We start from the raw sequence: 19,613 nt of genomic DNA, 5'->3' as shown, positions 1-19,613 counted from the left end.
ACAACTGGTAAATTATATTATATTAATAAGAATTAGCACTCTGTAATTAAGAGTGCTAAAAATTGAATGATTAAATAGCATTTTTAAGGAGGGTTTTTTGAATGAATATTAAACCACTTGGAGACAGAGTTGTCATTAAAAGATTAGAGGCAGAAGAAACTACTAAAAGCGGTATAATAGTTACTGGAACTGCGAAGGAAAGACCACAGGAAGCAGAAGTTGTAGCAGTAGGGCCAGGAGCAATAGTAGATGGAAAAAGAACAGAGATGGAAGTTAAGGTTGGAGATAAGGTTTTATGCGCTAAGTATGCAGGAACGGAAGTTAAGTTCGAAGGTGAAGAATACACTATATTAAGACAAGATGATATACTTGCAATAGTTCAATAATTTGAACATATAGATGATTTAGATATTTATAATAAATTTGGGAGGTAGATTAATATGGCTAAAACATTATTATTTGGTGAAGAAGCAAGAAAATCTATGCAGGCAGGTGTAGATAAACTAGCTAACACTGTTAAAGTTACATTAGGACCAAAAGGAAGAAATGTTATTTTAGATAAAAAATTTGGATCACCACTTATAACAAATGATGGAGTTACAATAGCAAGAGAAATTGAGCTTGAGGATGCTTATGAAAATATGGGAGCTCAACTTGTTAAAGAGGTGGCTACTAAGACTAATGATGTGGCGGGAGACGGAACAACTACAGCTACACTTTTAGCTCAAGCTATCATAAGAGAAGGATTAAAAAATGTAACAGCAGGAGCAAATCCTATATTAATAAGAAATGGAATTAGACTTGCTGTTGAAACTGCTGTTGAAGAAATAAAGAAAATTTCTAAACCTGTTAATGGAAAAGAAGATATTGCTAGGGTTGCTGCTATCTCAGCTGCTGATGAAAAAGTTGGTGAATTAATAGCAGCTGCTATGGAGAAGGTTGGTAACGAAGGAGTTATCACTGTAGAAGAATCTAAATCAATGGGAACTGAGTTAGATGTGGTTGAAGGTATGCAATTTGATAGAGGATATGTATCAGCCTACATGGTAACAGATACAGAAAAAATGGAAGCTACTTTAGATAATCCATTAGTATTAATAACTGATAAGAAAGTAAGTAATATTCAAGATTTATTACCAATACTTGAGCAAATAGTTCAAGCAGGTAGAAAGCTTTTAATAGTAGCTGATGATATAGAAGGCGAAGCTATGACAACATTAGTTGTTAATAAATTAAGAGGAACATTCACTTGCGTCGCTGTTAAAGCACCAGGATTTGGTGATAGAAGAAAAGAGATGTTACAAGATATAGCTATCTTAACAGGCGGAGTTGTTGTATCTGATGAATTAGGAAGAGATTTAAAAGAAGTTACATTAGATATGCTTGGAGAAGCTGAAAGTGTTAAGGTAACTAAAGATAATACAACAATAGTTAATGGAAGAGGAAATTCAGAAGAAATTAAAAATAGAATTAGTCAAATAAAAATTCAATTAGAAGATACTACTTCTGAATTTGACAGAGAAAAATTACAAGAAAGATTAGCTAAACTAGCTGGTGGAGTTGCAGTGGTTAAAGTTGGTGCCGCTACAGAAACTGAGCTTAAGGAAAGTAAGTTAAGAATAGAAGATGCTTTAGCAGCTACAAAGGCAGCTGTTGAAGAGGGAATCGTTCCAGGTGGTGGAACTGCTTATGTAAATGTAATAAATGAAGTTGCTAAGTTAACTTCAGATGTTCAAGATGAACAAGTTGGTATAAATATAATCGTAAGAGCCTTAGAAGAACCAATGAGACAAATAGCTCATAATGCAGGTTTAGAAGGCTCAGTTATAATAGAAAATGTTAAGAATAGTGAAGCAGGTATAGGATTTGATGCTTTAAGAGGAGAATATAAAAACATGCTTAAAGCAGGTATTGTTGACCCAACTAAGGTTACAAGATCAGCTCTTCAAAACGCATCATCAATAGCATCAACATTCTTAACAACAGAGGCTGCTGTAGCAGATATTCCAGAAAAAGAAATGCCTCAAGGTGCAGGTATGGGAATGGACGGAATGTATTAATAAAGAGGGATGGCAATTAAATGCCATCCTTTTTTTATGAAATTAATTATTTTGAATATAATTACACAATATCCTTTAAAAGGATTAAATGTCGAAAAATCAACTGAAAATGGTATGTAAATAGTGAATTCATTAAGTAATTGTTATTAAAAGTATTAATTTTAAAATTTTAATTGGTGAAAAAAATTTATATTAAAAAAATAAAAAAATATTGTATTATTTTGTAGACAACTGGAAAAATATGTGTTATTATAAGTTCATAAGTTACAAATGATTTTGAGAAACAAAAGAAATAGATATACTAAAGATGAAATAATTACTAACGAATGAATTTACAAAACAAAAGATATTAAAATTACATATGATTTAAATTCATTTAATAGCTTTTAGCTATTATAGCAAAAGACATTAAAGAAAAACGAAAGAAGTTATAGAGTACGTACATAAAGTTAGAATAAACAAAAGATTTAGAAATACGAAAGATTTTAAGATAACTAAGGAATTTAAATAACATAAGAAATTTAATAAACGAATGATATATAGAAAGAGATTCTTTTTAAAAAGAATCTCTTTTTTTATGTATAAAAATGGTAAAAAAGTCCATAATCCTAATATAAATCTAAAGTTAAAAAATATTTAACTTTAAAAAAATTATACTAGGAGGGATCCATAAATGATATCACTAAAATATGCGAATTTTAAAAAAGAAAAATCTAGGGAAAAAAAGAAAAAGGGATTTACTTTGATTGAGTTAACTGTTGTTTTGGCTATTATGGCTATAATTATTACTGTTATAGCTCCAAATTTTTCATCAGTAAAAGAAGGGGCAAAGACAAAGGTTGATGAGCAAAACTGTGCAGCTATCGAAAGATCGGTAGAAATGTTGTTAGCTGAAGATGTTATTGATAGTAGTACAACAAGTATAAAAATTACACCTAATGGTTCTGGAGTTGATGTTTCAGGGATACAAGGTGATGGAGGTGGAAAAACTAAATTACAGGATTTGCTTGGAGATTTAGATAAACCACAAAATGGAGATTTTTATAATGTAAGTATAGAGAATGGAAGAAAGGTTACGGCTTCAACTGGAAAAACTTCAACTGGAGGAGATTCAAATATAGAGGAGTAAAACAAAGAGACCTAATATTATCAATAAATATATAATTAAATAATTGTTATTTTAAGTAGATTATAGAGCTTTTGATGAAAAATAAAATCAAAAGCTTATTTTTTATAAAGTGTAATTTAATGTATTATTAAGTACTATTTAATAATTATGTTTATAAGAAGAAAAATAGTAAATTATTTATTTAATAAGCTAAAAATGTTGCTTAAATTATTTACAAAAAAATGTACGATGTTTATAATTAATATGAAATATTAATAGAAAGTTAATTTTTAAAACGAATTATGGAGGACATGTGTCAATAGTATTTTTTTTATTTGGATTAATAATTGGAAGTTTTTTAAATGTATGCATTTTTAGAATTCCAGCAGGTGAATCCATAGCATTTCCACCTTCACATTGTGGAGTATGTAAAAGGAAACTGAAATCTATAGATTTAATACCTGTATTGAGTTATTTATTTTTAAGGGGAAAGTGTAGATATTGTAAAACAAAAATATCTATAAGATATCCTCTAGTAGAATTACTTACAGGTTTTTTATATTTTTGTGTATATGAATATTATGGTATATCTTTTTTTACAATTAAGTATTTAGTCTTAATTACATTTCTTATAGTAATTTCATTCATAGATTATGACACTCAAGATGTTTATGCTGTTACAACTTATCCAGCAATATTACTTGGGGTTGTTTTTGCATTAATAGAAAAATTTTATTTTGGAGAAAGCATTTTAAATTATTTTTTAGGGTGCTTAATAGCTAGTGGAGTAATTTTCTTAGTTAGTAAACTAACTGGAGCTATGGGAAGTGGAGATATAGAAATACATGCTATAGCAGGAATTTTTCTAGGATGGAAATTAGCTATAATAAATATATTTTTATCTTTTATAGTTGGTGGAATATTAGCTGTTTTAGAGATTGTGATTAGGAAAAAGAAAAGAGGAGATTACATAGCTTTTGGGCCAGCTATAGGTATATCAACTATAATATTAATTTTTTTTGGAAATATTATAATTCCAATATATTTTGGAATTTAGTTATTTACTTTAGATAAAGGGGGATATTCCTTTGGTAAGTTATCAAAAGAAGCGTTTAGGAGATATCCTAATAGAATCAGGTAAACTGACAGAACAAGAAATAAAAGAAGCTTTAGCAATTCAGAAACAAGTTGGTAAAAGACTTGGAGAAATACTTGTTGATCAGAATTTTGTCACTGAAGAGGACATAATAGAGGTTTTAGAAAAACAATTAAATATAGAAAAAGTAAATCTTGAGATTATAACAATAGATAGAAGAGCTATAAAGATGATTTCAGAAACTGTATGTAGAAAACATATGATATTTCCTTATGAGATAGAAGATAATATTATAAAAGTTGCTATGGCTGATCCTTTGGATATAGTAGCGATAGATGATGTTGAAATTTCTACAGGATTAAAGGTTAAGCCTTATATAGCTTTAAAGCAATCTATTCAAAGAGCAATAGACATATATTATTCAAATCAAAAGGTTCTTTCAGTGGCAGAAGAATTATCAAAAGTATCAAGTGAAGAGAATAATGAACTTAATTTAGATAAAATTGAGGAAATTGATAATTTAGATAATGCACCTATTGTAAAAATGATAGAGTATGTTATTAAAAATGCAGTTGAAGAAAGAGCTAGTGATATACATATTGAATCTTATGAAAATATATTAAGGATTAGGTATAGAATAGATGGTAAGCTACATACTATATCAACATTGCCAGTAGATACCTTAGCACCATTAGTAACACGTGTTAAAATACTGGCAAACCTTGATATATCGGAAAAAAGACTTCCCCAGGATGGAAGAATACTTACTAAAGTAGGAAATAAACAAATAGATTTAAGAGTATCTATTTTACCTATGATAACAGGAGAAAAGATAGTTATAAGAATAGTAAATAAAGATAACTTTATAATATCTAAAGAAAGTCTTGGAATGAAGAAAGGTGAACTTGATTTATTAGAAAAAATAACTAAACATTCTAATGGAATAATACTTGTTACTGGGCCTACAGGTAGTGGTAAAACAACAACTCTTTATGCTATTTTGAATGAATTGAATACAGAAAGCAAAAATATTATTACTGTAGAAGATCCTGTTGAATGTGCAATAGAGGGAGTTAATCAAGTTAATGTTAATTCAAAAGTAGGATTAACTTTTGCAACAGGGTTAAGGTCAATTTTGAGACAAGACCCTGATACTATAATGGTTGGAGAGATTAGAGATACTGAAACGGCTCAGATTGCTATAAGAGCAGCTATTACAGGCCACTTAGTATTATCAACATTACATACTAATGATGCTCCTTCTAGTATTTTGAGATTAGAAGATATGGGGGTTCAAAAGTATTTAATAGCTAACGCTATTAAAGGGGTTATAGCTCAAAGACTTGTGAGAAAAGTTTGTCCTAAATGTGGTGAGGAATATGATGCAAACACATATGAAAAATCAATTTTAGGAATAGATAAGCATGAAAATTTAATTTTACATAAAGGAAAAGGATGTGTTTATTGTAATAACACAGGTTATGTTGGAAGAGTTGGTATATATGAAATTATGGAGATTACTAAAAGACATAGAGATGCAATTTTAAATAGTGAAAGTGCTGATGTTATTAGAGATATTTCCATAAGAGAAGGAATGAAAACTTTAGGACAAGCATGTAGAGATCTAGTATTAGAAGGGATAACTACAGTAGAAGAAATGTTAGCAGTAACTTATGATGATTAGTTCTGATAAAAGAAAAGGAGATGAATTATGGCAAATTATAAATATAAGGCTATTAATTCTGAAGGACAAAGGATAGAAGGAACACAAACTGCTGATTCTGAGAGTCAAGTTAGGGAAATTCTTTTATCTAATGAATATTATCCTTTAAGTATAGAAAAGGACAATTCCAAAAGTAAAAAACATTTTTCTTTTAAACATAAAGTTAAACTTAAGGATATAGCGGTTTTTTGTAGACAGTTTTATGTAATGCTAGATTCAGGGTTATCAGTGGGAAAAACTCTGAATATATTAATGGAACAAGATGAGAATCAAAAGATGAAGGAAGCTCTAATAGGAGTAAATGCAGATGTGAAAAGAGGAGAAACTCTTGCGAATTCTATGAGAAAGAGAAAAGATGTTTTTCCTAGATTACTTACCAGTATGGTTGATGCAGGTGAAAAAAGTGGTAATTTAGATATGATTCTTAAAAGAATGGCAGATTACTATGAGAAGGAAAACAAGATAAGAGGAAAAATAAAAAGTGCTATGATTTATCCTATAGTTTTAGGGATAGTTGCCATTATAGCAATAACTTTTATTCTTACTTTCGTAATGCCAACCTTTATACAAATGTTTGAAGAGAATAATGTTGAACTTCCTGCTATAACAAAGGTTGTGTTAGCCACAAGTAAGATAATTGGTAAGTATGGAATAATAATATTTATAATTTTGGTTGTGGGAATTTATTTCCTAGGAAAATATTTTAGAAGTGAAGAAGGTCAATATAAATTAAGTCATATAAATTTAAAAATTCCAATTATAAAAAAACTAACTCAAAAAATAATCGTTTCTAGATTTACTAGAACATTGGGTATAGTTTCTTCAAGTGGAATGTCTTTAGTTACTTCCCTTGAGGTTGTAGCATTTGTTGTTGGTAATAAGATTGCCGAGAAAGAGCTATTGGGAGTTAAGGATAAGGTTATTAGAGGAGAAAGTCTTGGAGAATCAATTATGAAAATAAAAATTTTCCCACCAATGCTTGGTTCTATGGTTAAAGTTGGAGAAGAGTCTGGATCTTTAGATAGTATATTAGATAAAACAGCAGATTTTTATGATGATGAATTAGAAAGAGAAATACAAACAGCAACAGCTTTAATAGAACCTCTAATGATAGTAGTTATGGGAATAATTATAGGAATCTTATTAATATCAATACTAACACCTATGTTTAAGATGTATAACAGTATAGGTTAATTTTAAGGAGGTGAATAGTCTTGAGTATTAACAAAAGATCAAAGAAAAAAGGATTTACTCTTATTGAACTTATTATAGTAATAGCAATAATAGCTATTTTAGCTGCAATAGCAATACCAAATTTTTTAGCTATTCAAAGGAAGGCTAAGGTTAATGCTGATATAGCCACAGCAAAGAATATATATGATGCTACATCGGCTCTTATTACTGAAGGTGCTCAAGAATTTACAATGCCTAAATATAATATTGATGAAGATGGTAAAGTCAATGGCGGTTATTCTATATATTTAACTAATAAACAAATGAATACGGAAGGAACTAGGGCTAATGAATTAAGAGAATATTTAGCAACTCAACCTGTAGTTAAGTCAGTTAAAAATGGGTATTATGCAGTAGCAGTTGAATTCGAGTTTGATAAAAATGGAAAGCCTCAAGTTGACAAGCCTAAGATAAGAGTTGCAATTTTTGATTCAGAGGCTCAGGATAGAAGACCAATTGGTGAAGTATATCCAGCACAAACAGGAATTTTTAATTTAGATAAAAAACCTAGTTAAGGTTTTATATAAATTACATATTATTTTAAGGAGGAAAACTAATGAATACAAAAAAACAGAATAAAAAGAAAAAAGGTTTTACTTTAATTGAGTTAATTATAGTAATAGCGATAATAGCAATATTAGCTGCTATAGCTATTCCAAATTTCTTATCAATTCAAAGAAAATCAAAGGTAAAGGCGGATATAGCAAGTGCTAAAACTGTATATGATGCAACATCAGCATTAATAGCAGAAGGAAAAATAATTCCAAATGGATCAGATGTTACATTTACATTAACACCTGGAGCAAATGGAGGAAAAGGAACTATAACAGCAGCTCCAGAAAATAAAAATGAATCAGAGGCGTTGACAGCATATTTACAAACAATACCAGCTGTGAAAACAGATAGTAAACAAAAATTTACTGTTGTTGTAGGTGGAAAAGCTGATGATCCTACTATAGTAGTTAAGTTATCAGGTGGAGATATTGTTTATCCAAATGGAGAAGATGCTTTTAATATAAATGGCGATGGATCAACACCAGCAAAATCCGTATCAGGTAGCGTTCAGCAATAAAAGATGATTTAATTAATAAAAGTGTAAGGAATCTTTCCTTGCACTTTTCAACTATAAAAGGCAAGGAGGTATCCCCTTGAGTTTAGAGAAAAAAGAGAATAAAAGCATATTACAAATGGATGTTAGTGACATATTAAAGCTATTTAAGAGGAAAAAACAGGGTAAGAAAAATAGTAAAGTTAAAAAAGTAATATCTAAAAAGGCTGTTTCTATAGATATTGGAAGCGAGAATATTAAAATAGTGCTTGGAAGATATTTTAGAAATAAAGTCATTATAGAAAAAGCTTTTAAAATACTAACTCCAGAAGGTGCAATTGAAGATGGACATATAAAAAATATTAATGAGTTAAGTGATGTTATAGGCGATGCTTTAGATTTACATAAGATAAATGAAGACAATATTATTTTTACTACTAACAGTACATCAATAATAAATAGAACCATATTAATTCCCAAAGTAAACGAAGATGAAATAGATGCAGTTATTAAATATGAGGTTCAGCAATATCTTCCTATAGATTTAGAAGAACATATGATTCAATACAATATATTAAGCGAGAAAGTTATTGAGGGAAAGGAAAAGTTAGAGGTTCTTATAGTTGTTTATCCAAATAGAATGATTTATTCTTATGCAGAACTTACTAATTTACTTGGTGGAAAACCATATGCGCTTGATTTAAATTACAATTCTAAGAGAAAAGCACTTTATGTAATGAATCCATATGTAAAGGAAACAGTTTTAAGTATGGATATAGGTGCAAATAATATAGGATTAACAATAATGAGTGGTAACGAACTTGTTTTAATTAAAACAATGAATTCAGGTGGTGACTATTTAGACCATCAAATATCAAGATTGTTAGGAATATCATTAGAAGAAGCAGAAAATGAGAAAAAAGAAAATTGCAATTTAATGAGTAGAGAAGAAGGACCTCTAGAACACTGTGTTAAAGAAAGTGTAGATATGTGGTTTGACGAAGCAAATAGATTGATAAAGTATTATAAAAGTAAAAATTCTCAAAGTAAAATAGATAAAATATATCTTTGTGGTGGTGGAGCTAACATAAGAGGACTAGAGAGATATGTTTCAACTAAATTTGATATGAGAGTTAAAATACTTCAAGGAAATAGCAATATAGAATTTAAAAAGAATGTAGAAGAGGTTAGTATTTCTGAATATATAAATGCTATTGGAGCCTTAATAAGACTTTAGGTTGGTGATTAAAAATGAGAGATTTTAACTTTTTCTCCCATATAGCTCAAGAAAGAAAAAGTGATTCAAAAAGAAAATATATAGGGTTAAGTATATTAGGAGCAGTTTTATTTATATTCATAGTAAGTTTCTCAATAAATCTTGTAAGAATTCATATTTTGAAAAAGCAGATAAGTGCTTATGAATCAGAGATAAATGCTACTGATATGCAAGAAAATTTAACTCAAGCAAAAAAAATTGCTTCAGAACATTCTACTTTAGAGAAGTATTATACAAATGTTAAAGCAGCTTCAGAACAAATTTGTAGCAATGACTATGTAAATACTCAAAGAATAAAAATAATAAATAGTACAGTACCTAATGATGTTATATTCACTCAAATAAGTATAGATAATAAGAATTTAACAATACAAGCCTTATCAAAAACAAGAAGTGCAATAAGTGATTTACAATATAACTTAAATAATATTGGATTTATTGAAAATACATATATAAGTGGCATTGGAGAGAGAAATGCAAAAGGAGAATATTCATTCTCTATAAGTTGTACTTTAAAGGAGGTAGGAAGTAATGAAAATAACTAAAAAAGAAAAGACTTTATTATTTATCCTAGCTCTTGGAATTATTGGCTCTGGATATTATAAATTAGTATGGGATTATCAATATAGTGAATTAAAAACTTTAGAGAGTAAAAAACAAAGTACTGAAAAAGAATATGAAAATGATGTGAAAATGGTTCAGTCTATGGAACCAAATAAAGAGGAAATAAACATATTTAATACAGAAATTAATAATTTAACAGCTGGATTTTATTCAAGTATTGAACAACCTAATATTATTTTAGAATTAAATAATTTAATGAATGATACTAATGTTAAAGGAACTATGAGTTTTTCAGAAATAAAAACTCTTCCTGTTATACAAAATAATGATGAACAAAGTAATAGTAAAAATAGTGAAGAAAATCAAAATCAGATACAAGGCATAGTAAATGATTATAATAAAATAGTTGATGATAAAAAAGAAGAAACTTCTAATAAAAAAAAGCAAGAAGAAGTTTATAATTTAAATCAAATGACTATTTCTTTAAGTGTAAATGGAACTTACGATGATATTATGAAGTTTATGAAAGCTCTTGATGAGAACCCTAAACACATAAATATACTTAATTTTAATTTAAGTGCTCAAACTGATGGAAAAGTTTCTGCTAATATAAATATACAATTAGTGGCTATACCTAAGATTGATGCAACAACTGAAGAGTTTACAACAGCCGATGAAAAATATGGTAAGGAGAACCCTTTTTCAGGAGCTAGTGTTGCAGGGAGTGGAACAATAGAAAGTGAATTAGAAAATTCAAAAACAAAAAATGATTTTTTAATGACTGTTAGACCAATAAATTCAGATTTACCAACTATAGTGTTAGGTAAGGCTGAAGATAAAAATAAGACAAGCTATTTAAGCAATGATGAAAATGATATTACTGATGTAGAGATGTACGTAACAGAAAAGGATGGTAAATACTATTATAAGTATAAAGTTGGAGGAAAAACATATCCAACAGATTTTAGTGGAAATGGCGAAGAATTTAAACCAAATGGAAATGATATAAACTTTGAAATTTTCTCAGAAAAAAGAGGAAATAAGGACGATAAGTCTGGAGTTAATATAAAAATAGTAAATAGTTCAGATAAAACCGTTAATTTAGTTGTGGATAAGGATGATACGACTAATCCAAGAGTTAACGTGACAACAGAAGGTAAGGTAAAAGTAATAAAAAACTAGAAGAGGTGTGAAGCTTATGGGTATCAAAAAAAGAAGAAGTAAAAAAGGATTTACAGTAATAGAAGCAATAATTAGTTTGGTTTTATTTACTTTAATAATGATACCCTTAGGAAGCTTTACTTTGACAGCAATTAAAACATCTACTAAAAGTGGTGAAAAGCAACAGGCTATAGATTTAGCTCAAGGTACAGTTGAGGAAATAAAAGCATTAAAAATTGATCAGTTATATAATTTATCTACATATCCAGATACAAATAAAATAGTATTGAGTAATGGAATAAACATAACTTTAAATAAAGAAAACAATAGTGGAAATAACTTTGATTCATATAAAGTTAATGGAACCTTTAAGCCGAATAATACTAATAAAAATTTTGAAGTTAATGGGACTATAACGCCAAATTTAAGTGGATATAATGATAATAAAGATGAAAATAATGAGAGTACTAAATTAGATTTTAATTATTGCGTTTATATTGGTAATACTAGTATTACTGTTTATAGGATAATAAATAGAGAGTGGTATAGATTAAAATATAGAAGGATTAATAATCTAAATAATGAGTTGCTTGAATTAACTATAGATAAGAAGAGTGATGGAACTGTTGATATTAAATCAACACATGAAGTAAGTGATATTACTGTTAGTAATGACAATGTAAAGACAGAAAGCGATATAAATAAATCAGACCTTGATAATGAAAGTAAAAATTCTAAAGTGAAAGTTCTTTTCTATGAAGATGAAAAAAATAAGGAGATAAAGTTAAGAGCTTTAAATAGTGATTTAGAAGGTGATTTAAGTATATATGCTTATAAGTATAAGGGGAGTGGTGTAAGATATTACGATAATATTGTTGATACAAAGCCACAAGGAATAGTTAAAATTTATAAAAACTATGTTGAAAAATCTCCTTATGATGATAAGGTAGGTCTATATGATATAAATTTAAATGTAAAGTGCGGAAATGAAAACATATATAATATTAAGGCTACAGAATTTATAGGAGAGTGATAATATGTTATACATGAGAAAGAAAAAGGGAGCTTCTCTTGCCTATGTAATAGTAGTATTAGCAATAGTTGCAACAATCGGTACAGCGATAGTTTCACTTTCTTTATCAAATTATAAGGCTATAATAGTTGAATCTAAAAAAACACAAAATTTATATATGTCTGAATCAGGATTAGACGAGGTTAAAGTTAAAATAAATGATATGACTGCAAAAGCTGTAGATGCTGGGAATGACGCAGTCACAAAAAGTAGCATGGAAAACTTAACTTCTGAAAATATAGAGAGTACTCAGAATTCTATATTTAAAAATGAATATAAAAAGTATGTTCATGATAATCTAAAAAGTTTATTTAAAATTAAAAATGGACAAGTTCTTTTTAATACTAATGGATTTAAATATGAGCAGGACGAAGATTATTATGATATAGATTTAGTTTCTATAAATGGAAAAGAAGTTAATTCAGATAGTGGAATTAATCAAACAAGCGATTTAGATAAATATTTTATTTTTACAACTACTAATAATAAGGAATTTTTGACTTTAAGGCTAAACTCAAAATTTAATGTTAAGGATGGCAATGAAACTAAAAATTATAAAGATGTTGAGCTAACTTTTAAAATAGAGGTACCTGAGTATAATGGAGCATACTATACAGAAAAAATACCAGTATATAATATATGGCAACAAGGTTTAGTTGTTGGGGAAAATCTTAATATTAACCAAAATAGTGATTTGAATGTGAGTGGAAGTACATATGTTTCTGCCAACTACGATTTTGAAGACAATAAATCTTATAAAAACTCAAGTCAAAATAAAACAGCCAGTGGAATTGTAATTTCAGGTGGAAGATTAAATGTTGATAACGGAGTTTTAGTAAGTAAGCAGGATATTATTCTTAATGGTGAAAATGGAGTTCTTGAAGCTTTAGATTCATCTGGAATAAACAATAGTGGAATATATACTCACAATTTAGGGATATATTCTTTTGAAAACATTGATTCAAATAAAGCTTTTGGGAATAGTGAATTTTTAAAAGGAAATAGTATAGATTCTAAAGTACCAGTTTATACAATGAATGATTTAATAATTAATGGACTAGATTCAACTATTAATCTTCAAGATGGATTTTATGGCCTTAATAGTAATAGTTCAAATGAAAATTTAGTAAGTGATAAACAAAATTCAAGTGCTATAGTAATAAACTCAAAGGATTTAGGAGATGGATCTAGCCTAGATATTAAAAATAAAGCAGTAATAATGGGAAGTGCATATATAAATACTTTAGGTGAAAGTTATCAAACTGGAGAATCTTTAGCTGTAAAAGGAAACTATATAGCCTATACATATGCTGTAAAAGGAAAAGATGTAAAGTTTAAATATTATAATCCATTACAATTAGTAGAAAGTATAGATGGAGATAGTAGTTTAGATGCTAAAGCTAAATATTTTAAGGAAGCAAGCAAGGCTGTAAATATAAATAGTAAGGGTATATCATTACCTAGTGCGGATAATGTAACAAGTGTTGGTGTAACTGTAGATGAAAATGATGATATAAAAGGAAATAATTTAACATTAGATAAAGTTAAAGAAATAAGAAGTGATTATGTAGAAAATTATTTTAGTAAAGTTAACTCTATAAATACAGAAAGTATGATTTCAAAAAATAAAAAGTATGTAAACAAACTTACAGAATCTAATGATTTAATATACATTGATATAAATAATGGAGCTAATGTAGAAAACAATGCAGAAAATAGTCCATTAACAATTAATGATGATATAGTAACTATAAACAAAGATTGTAATGGAATTATTATAACTGATAAAGATATAAAAATAGATAGTGATATAAAGTTTAAAGGGACTATAATAACTACTGGAAACTTAGATGTTTTAAATAAAGGAAAAGTTAAAAAACAAAATGTAAAAATAACTTATGATGAAGAATATTTAAAAGAATTAATAGGAAATAATTATGAAGATTTTAAGGGCGTGTTCAATGGAGAGCCAGTTTCCACATATTTATTAGTTAAGTCAGAAAAAGATATAAATGATACAACTTTAGATTTAGTTAAAACAAGTGATTGGAAAGTTAATTAATTATAAGAGAAAGATGGTGATAAGATGATAAAACTTAAAACTAAAAAAAGAGGACTTTCTCTTATAGAATTAGTTGTTGCGTTATCATTAATTACAATAATATTAATGATAGTTGGGCCTTTCTTTATATCAAATTATAAGAGTTTAAATAAGACAAGCAATCAAATAGACTTTCAAAGAGAAGCAAAGGTGATAATGAATTATTTCACTGACTCAGCTATGGAAGCCTCAAATATTTCAAGTATTAAATTGAATAATAATAAAGAAAGTATTGATTTAGCGGAGAATAGTACAACAAGCTCTATAGGATCTGGAAGTAGTATATCAATAACATTTGATAACAATGAGGCAAAGGATAATATAAAAACTAGGTTTAAGTTAGAAAATGAAATTTTATATTACCAAAAAGATGATAATCAAGAAATACAAATAGGACAATTTATTAAGAAAATAGGTTTTAATGCTTTACCAAGTGGAACAAATTTTAGTAATGCTAATTCAATAGAAGTAAAAATAGAGTTTGATACTAATAATGCTACTCCATATGAGGTTAGTAATATATTAACCTTCAGAAATAAAAAATAATAACTGTTTGGAGGTGAAATAGTTGATTAAGTTAGTTGATAATAGAAGAAATACTTTAATCTTTATTTTGGCAATAGGTATAATAAGTTTAGTAAGCTTAAATGTTTTGGCATATCAAGTACCTTATATGTCAATAAACACTGATACTACAGATTATATAATAAACAATGGAGAAGAGGTTAGCGTAACTTATGTAGTTCAACCACAGGATTTAGACCCAAGTTATTTTGGGTATAGTAATAGGGAGCAACCTAATAGTGTAGAAGAGCTTGGACATGCAACATTAGACCTAAATGTACCTGATGGGATTCAGGTAAAAGAGATTAAATGGAACCAAAATGAAATAAATGAAAATATTGATGTTGATGGAAAAAATTTAAATTCAATTAAACTTCATAATATACAGTATGAGTCTATAGGAAGTTGGAAATGGAATTGGTATTATTGGCGTTGGGATGGATATTTTAGAGCAAATCCATTTAAAATAACTATAAAATATGTTGGAAAAAACTTAAGTAATGAAGCTATTAAAGAATATTTAGTTGATGGAAAGATAAGGGTATATGGAGAAACATCTGGAGATTTACCAACTGTTAGATTTAGTGTTAATAAGGAGTTAAGTGTAAATATATCAGTAAGTGATTCAAGAGGAAATTTAGGTAAACCATATAATACAGTAAATGATAAAGATAATAAACTTTATTATGAAGATTTAACTCAAGATAATACTTTAATAGGAAGAGGATTAGCTAATTTTAAAGTTTCAGGAATAGCGAAGGATAAAAATAGTAATTATTATTTAAAATATAGGTTTATTAAAAAAGGACAAGATGATAATCCAGAATGGCAAAACCTACTGTTAAACACAGATAAGATAAATGCAGATATAGATTATGATAACCCTAATAATTTAACCTTTAGATCTTATGACGTTAACCATTTACCTACATTAAGTGGAAATAGTCAATGGTCTGATCCTAATTTGGTATTTAAAAATCCTTCAAGTAATATTAAATATTTGCCTACTGAAGTTGCTAATAGTAAAAATCAATATGGATATTTAAATAGGTATGTAGATAGTGATGGATTAGTAAAATATAAATGGGTTCCTAATATGACGTTTTATAATAGTATGTATATTGGAGGAGAGTATAAAGAGGCAGCTAAGTATTGGGGATACATAAAACCTAAGAAGAGTGGGTGGTATATATTAGGTATACTATCTGATGATGGTGCAAAAGGAACAATTACAGCTGATGGAAAGGCTTATGAGTTTTCAAAGAATGGATTTTATCCGCATGGAGTACAATATTTTTCAAATAGAGACGCAAATCCAATATATCTAAGTGCAGATGAATATTATCCTATATCATTAGAATACTTTAACTGGGGAGGCGGTGGTGCCTTTAAAGTTGGATATCAATATAGTAAATACAAAGATTATGGATATGGGAGACAAGAGTTTATGGGAGAGAATGGTTCTGCATTTACTTTTTATCCTTCAAAGAGTAAAGAACCAGGTGAAAATGCTGATGGAATATTCACTGGCGGAAAGGATGGGATTCCGTTTCCATCTGAAGAAGGAAGCTATTACATAGAATACAGAATAGTATCTATTGGAAAGGATGATACATCAAATCAAAAGGTATTAAAAGAAGGAAGATATGGTTATTTTAATGTTGAAAATAGATTTATAACTAATATAAGCCTAGCAAATAGCGAAAAATTAATTCAGGGAAAAAAATATGATTTAAAATATACATTACAACCTAAACCTATTGCAACAAAAGATATAAGTAATAATTCAGGAGAAAAATTGCCGGATACCATAACATTAACTGATATTGAGATAAATGGAATGTTGCCACCTGGAATTAAGTTTATTTCAAGAAATAATAGCAACTTAAATGAAAATTCAAATCGCTATTATATTATAGAAAAATCAGGAGATGAGACACCGAAGGGTACTAATTTTACTGTTAAATTTAATAATGATTTGGTTTATACTTTGGATAGAAATGATATGATGTATAAAGCTCAAACTATAGAAATACCAGTTAAAATACAGATCGGTAGAATTGGACAATTTATTTTTGATGGAAATGATAATAGAATTACATATAAGTATTCAGGAAAAGATATGGCAACAATAACACAGTATTTTCCAACAATAAATATAAATGCTATAAGTAGTTCTAAAATAATTGAGATGGGAATTTTAGATTCTACAGCTAAGCCAAGTAATATTGGGAATGTTAATAGTGTGAGCAATGTAGTAAATGGAATTCCAAGCAAAGTAGCGTTAAGTGTAAAGGTAAATTCTCCGAGCACTATTATTGATGTTTCTTTAAATCAAAATTATTTAAGAACGGGAAATAGAAATATATCTGTAAGCAAATATAAAATAACAAATGGCAATATTGATTTTATTAATTCAGAAACTGCAGAATTTAGTTTAAATAATAATGTTATAGCTATACAAGATAAAGATGGATTTAAATTAGAAGAGAATACTGATTATTTGATTGTTATAAATGTTACTCCAGATATACCTGGTGGTGGACAATTAAAACTAGAAGGAACAATTGATGGAGGTAATGATACAAATAAACATTACGCAATACTTAGACCAACAGAAATGCCAGATGTATTTTAGAGAATAAAATAAAGAGGATAGGATTATACTAAAAATATAATCTTGTCCTTTTTTATTTAAGATAAAAATGTTAATAAAAAACCAACTAAATGAAATTTAAAAATCATTTGAGTTAAATAAAGAATTAAAACTTGCAAAAATGCGCTTTTAAAATTAATTTTATGCATTTTATTGACAAGCCCTCTTTCATAGATTATAATTAATAAAAATTAAACAAAACGGAATATAAATAAACTCGTATAAGCTTTGAATAAGGCAAGGCGTTTCTACCGGAAACCTTAAATTTCCGTCTATGAGTGAATTTGATATACTATAGGTGTACTATAAGCATATTAACTTCACTTAGAGGTTAGTATGCTTTTTTTGAAAAATAAATTTCGTATCTAATGTATATTTGCAAGTTTACATTCAAAAATAGGGCAAGCCTTTTTAAAAACGAGTTACATAAAATTACTTAACTGTACATAAATAACTTTGAAAAATATAGTGTGGAGGCGATCGATATGGCAAGAATATTAAAAACAGCATATACATTTGATGATGTATTATTAGTACCAAACAAATCAGAGGTCCTACCTAATGAGGTTTCTTTAAAAACTCAATTAACTAAGAAAATCCAATTAAACATTCCATTAATGAGTGCAAGTATGGATACAGTTACTGAATCTAAAATGGCAATAGCTATGGCTAGAGAAGGTGGAATAGGAATAATCCATAAAAACATGACAATAGAAGATCAAGCAAGAGAAGTTGATAGAGTAAAAAGACAAGAAAATGGAGTAATAACAGATCCAATATTCTTATCAGAAGATCACACAGTAAGAGAAGCATTAGATTTAATGGCTCAATATAGAATTTCAGGAGTTCCTGTAACAAGAGAAGGAAAACTAGTTGGAATCATAACAAATAGAGATATAGTATTTGAAACAAACTACGATAAAAAAGTTTCAGAAGTTATGACTAAAAGCCCATTAGTTACTGCTAAAGAGGGAACTACATTAACTGAAGCTTTAGAAATATTAAAGCAACATAAAATAGAGAAGCTTCCTTTAATTGATGATGAAAATAACTTAAAAGGGCTTATAACTATAAAAGATATAGAAAAAGCTAAAGCGTTCCCAAATGCGGCTAAGGATGAAAAGGGAAGACTTTTATGTGGAGCTTCAATCGGTGTAACTAATGATATGATGGAAAGAGTAGATGCCGTAGTTAAAGCAAATGTTGACGTTATTGTTTTAGATACAGCTCATGGTCATTCAAAGGGTGTTATCGAAGGAGTTAAGAGAATAAAGGCTAGATATCCAGAGCTTCAAGTAATAGCTGGTAATATAGCAACAGCAGAGGCTGTAAGAGACTTAGCAGAGGCTGGAGCAGACTGTGTTAAGGTTGGTATAGGACCAGGATCAATATGTACTACAAGAATAGTTGCAGGGGTTGGAGTTCCTCAATTAACAGCAGTTATGGATTGTGCTGAAGAAGGTAAAAAAATAGGAATACCAGTAATAGCTGATGGTGGATTAAAGTATTCAGGAGATATAGTTAAAGCTTTAGCAGCTGGAGCGTGTGCGGCTATGATGGGGTCAATCTTTGCAGGATGTGAAGAAGCACCAGGAGCTATAGAAATATATCAAGGTAGAAGCTATAAAGTTTATAGAGGAATGGGTTCACTTGGAGCTATGGCAAAGGGTTCAAGTGATAGATACTTCCAAAACGGTACTAAGAAATTCGTTCCAGAAGGTGTTGAAGGAAGAATAGCTTACAAAGGACATTTAGCAGATACTATATACCAATTAATAGGTGGAATAAAATCAGGTATGGGTTACTTAGGAGCACCAACTTTAGAGAATCTATATGAAAATGCTAACTTTGTTGTTCAAACTTCAGCAGGATTTAGAGAAAGTCATCCTCATGATATAAATATAACTAAAGAAGCACCAAACTATAGCGTTAATCAATAATAAACAGGCTA

Annotated in this window: 16 protein-coding genes and 1 riboswitch; all 16 genes read left to right on the top strand. The window is 28.5% G+C overall.

Annotated elements, in window-relative coordinates; genetic code table 11:
- The first annotated feature begins 101 nt into the window (after positions 1-101).
- The 16 genes from groES (at position 102) to guaB (ending at position 19,602) form a co-directional block, all read left to right on the top strand.
- Positions 102-386: a co-chaperone GroES gene (gene groES, locus AC2JAQ_RS13900; protein WP_488456955.1), complete on the top strand. Its 285-nt coding sequence runs from the start codon at positions 102-104 to the stop codon at positions 384-386.
- Positions 387-440: 54 nt separating this feature from the next.
- Entirely contained in the window at positions 441-2,060 is a 1,620-nt protein-coding gene (groL, locus tag AC2JAQ_RS13895) for a chaperonin GroEL (protein ID WP_488456954.1), read from the top strand.
- A 673-nt stretch (positions 2,061-2,733) separates the two neighbouring features.
- Complete coding sequence (locus tag AC2JAQ_RS13890) at positions 2,734-3,189, top strand: type II secretion system protein (RefSeq protein WP_488456953.1); 456 nt, start codon at positions 2,734-2,736, stop codon at positions 3,187-3,189.
- 292 nt (positions 3,190-3,481) lie between these two features.
- The gene (locus AC2JAQ_RS13885; RefSeq protein WP_488456952.1) at positions 3,482-4,225 is read left to right on the top strand and encodes a prepilin peptidase; all 744 of its coding nucleotides are present in this window, start codon (positions 3,482-3,484) and stop codon (positions 4,223-4,225) included.
- A 31-nt stretch (positions 4,226-4,256) separates the two neighbouring features.
- Positions 4,257-5,948 (top strand): GspE/PulE family protein, encoded by a 1,692-nt coding sequence (locus tag AC2JAQ_RS13880; RefSeq protein ID WP_488456951.1) that lies wholly within the window; start codon positions 4,257-4,259, stop codon positions 5,946-5,948.
- A gap of 27 nt (positions 5,949-5,975) precedes the next feature.
- Positions 5,976-7,181 (top strand): type II secretion system F family protein, encoded by a 1,206-nt coding sequence (locus tag AC2JAQ_RS13875; RefSeq protein WP_488456950.1) that lies wholly within the window; start codon positions 5,976-5,978, stop codon positions 7,179-7,181.
- 20 nt (positions 7,182-7,201) lie between these two features.
- Entirely contained in the window at positions 7,202-7,735 is a 534-nt protein-coding gene (locus tag AC2JAQ_RS13870; protein ID WP_488456949.1) for a prepilin-type N-terminal cleavage/methylation domain-containing protein, read from the top strand.
- Positions 7,736-7,776: 41 nt separating this feature from the next.
- A complete protein-coding gene (locus AC2JAQ_RS13865; RefSeq protein ID WP_488456948.1) occupies positions 7,777-8,292 on the top strand; it encodes a prepilin-type N-terminal cleavage/methylation domain-containing protein in 516 nt (171 codons plus the stop codon).
- Positions 8,293-8,368: 76 nt separating this feature from the next.
- Positions 8,369-9,505, top strand: coding sequence for a pilus assembly protein PilM (pilM, locus tag AC2JAQ_RS13860; RefSeq protein WP_488456947.1), 1,137 nt, complete (start codon positions 8,369-8,371; stop codon positions 9,503-9,505).
- A 14-nt stretch (positions 9,506-9,519) separates the two neighbouring features.
- Positions 9,520-10,089, top strand: coding sequence for a PilN domain-containing protein (locus AC2JAQ_RS13855; protein WP_488456946.1), 570 nt, complete (start codon positions 9,520-9,522; stop codon positions 10,087-10,089).
- Positions 10,076-11,290, top strand: a complete 1,215-nt coding sequence (locus AC2JAQ_RS13850; protein ID WP_488456945.1) for a hypothetical protein — start codon at positions 10,076-10,078, stop codon at positions 11,288-11,290. The genes AC2JAQ_RS13855 and AC2JAQ_RS13850 overlap by 14 nt, the downstream gene beginning before the upstream one ends.
- A 16-nt stretch (positions 11,291-11,306) precedes the next feature.
- Positions 11,307-12,302, top strand: a complete 996-nt coding sequence (locus AC2JAQ_RS13845; RefSeq protein ID WP_488456944.1) for a type IV pilus modification PilV family protein — start codon at positions 11,307-11,309, stop codon at positions 12,300-12,302.
- Between the two features lie 4 nt (positions 12,303-12,306).
- Positions 12,307-14,403: a DUF2572 family protein gene (locus AC2JAQ_RS13840; RefSeq protein ID WP_488456943.1), complete on the top strand. Its 2,097-nt coding sequence runs from the start codon at positions 12,307-12,309 to the stop codon at positions 14,401-14,403.
- A 24-nt stretch (positions 14,404-14,427) separates the two neighbouring features.
- The gene (locus tag AC2JAQ_RS13835) at positions 14,428-14,988 is read left to right on the top strand and encodes a PilW family protein (protein WP_488456942.1); all 561 of its coding nucleotides are present in this window, start codon (positions 14,428-14,430) and stop codon (positions 14,986-14,988) included.
- 22 nt (positions 14,989-15,010) lie between these two features.
- Entirely contained in the window at positions 15,011-17,644 is a 2,634-nt protein-coding gene (locus tag AC2JAQ_RS13830) for a PA14 domain-containing protein (protein ID WP_488456941.1), read from the top strand.
- Between the two features lie 215 nt (positions 17,645-17,859).
- Positions 17,860-17,957: riboswitch (purine riboswitch) on the top strand.
- A gap of 190 nt (positions 17,958-18,147) precedes the next feature.
- Positions 18,148-19,602 (top strand): IMP dehydrogenase, encoded by a 1,455-nt coding sequence (guaB, locus tag AC2JAQ_RS13825; protein WP_488456940.1) that lies wholly within the window; start codon positions 18,148-18,150, stop codon positions 19,600-19,602.
- Positions 19,603-19,613 lie beyond the last annotated feature (11 nt).

Source organism: Clostridium sp. LIBA-8553 (assembly GCF_057782465.1).
Note: the sequence above shows the minus strand (reverse complement) of the source record. Positions and strands in the feature narration are given on the sequence as shown.

What these genes read in the sequence shown, in the direction of transcription:
- AC2JAQ_RS13865 (WP_488456948.1), top strand. Translation starts at nt 7,777, where the DNA reads ATGAATACAAAAAAACAGAATAAAAAGAAAAAAGGTTTTACTTTAATT.
- guaB (WP_488456940.1), top strand. Translation starts at nt 18,148, where the DNA reads ATGGCAAGAATATTAAAAACAGCATATACATTTGATGATGTATTATTA.
- AC2JAQ_RS13850 (WP_488456945.1), top strand. Translation starts at nt 10,076, where the DNA reads ATGAAAATAACTAAAAAAGAAAAGACTTTATTATTTATCCTAGCTCTT.
- groL (WP_488456954.1), top strand. Translation starts at nt 441, where the DNA reads ATGGCTAAAACATTATTATTTGGTGAAGAAGCAAGAAAATCTATGCAG.
- AC2JAQ_RS13855 (WP_488456946.1), top strand. Translation starts at nt 9,520, where the DNA reads ATGAGAGATTTTAACTTTTTCTCCCATATAGCTCAAGAAAGAAAAAGT.
- AC2JAQ_RS13845 (WP_488456944.1), top strand. Translation starts at nt 11,307, where the DNA reads ATGGGTATCAAAAAAAGAAGAAGTAAAAAAGGATTTACAGTAATAGAA.
- groES (WP_488456955.1), top strand. Translation starts at nt 102, where the DNA reads ATGAATATTAAACCACTTGGAGACAGAGTTGTCATTAAAAGATTAGAG.
- AC2JAQ_RS13835 (WP_488456942.1), top strand. Translation starts at nt 14,428, where the DNA reads ATGATAAAACTTAAAACTAAAAAAAGAGGACTTTCTCTTATAGAATTA.
- AC2JAQ_RS13890 (WP_488456953.1), top strand. Translation starts at nt 2,734, where the DNA reads ATGATATCACTAAAATATGCGAATTTTAAAAAAGAAAAATCTAGGGAA.
- AC2JAQ_RS13875 (WP_488456950.1), top strand. Translation starts at nt 5,976, where the DNA reads ATGGCAAATTATAAATATAAGGCTATTAATTCTGAAGGACAAAGGATA.
- AC2JAQ_RS13840 (WP_488456943.1), top strand. Translation starts at nt 12,307, where the DNA reads ATGTTATACATGAGAAAGAAAAAGGGAGCTTCTCTTGCCTATGTAATA.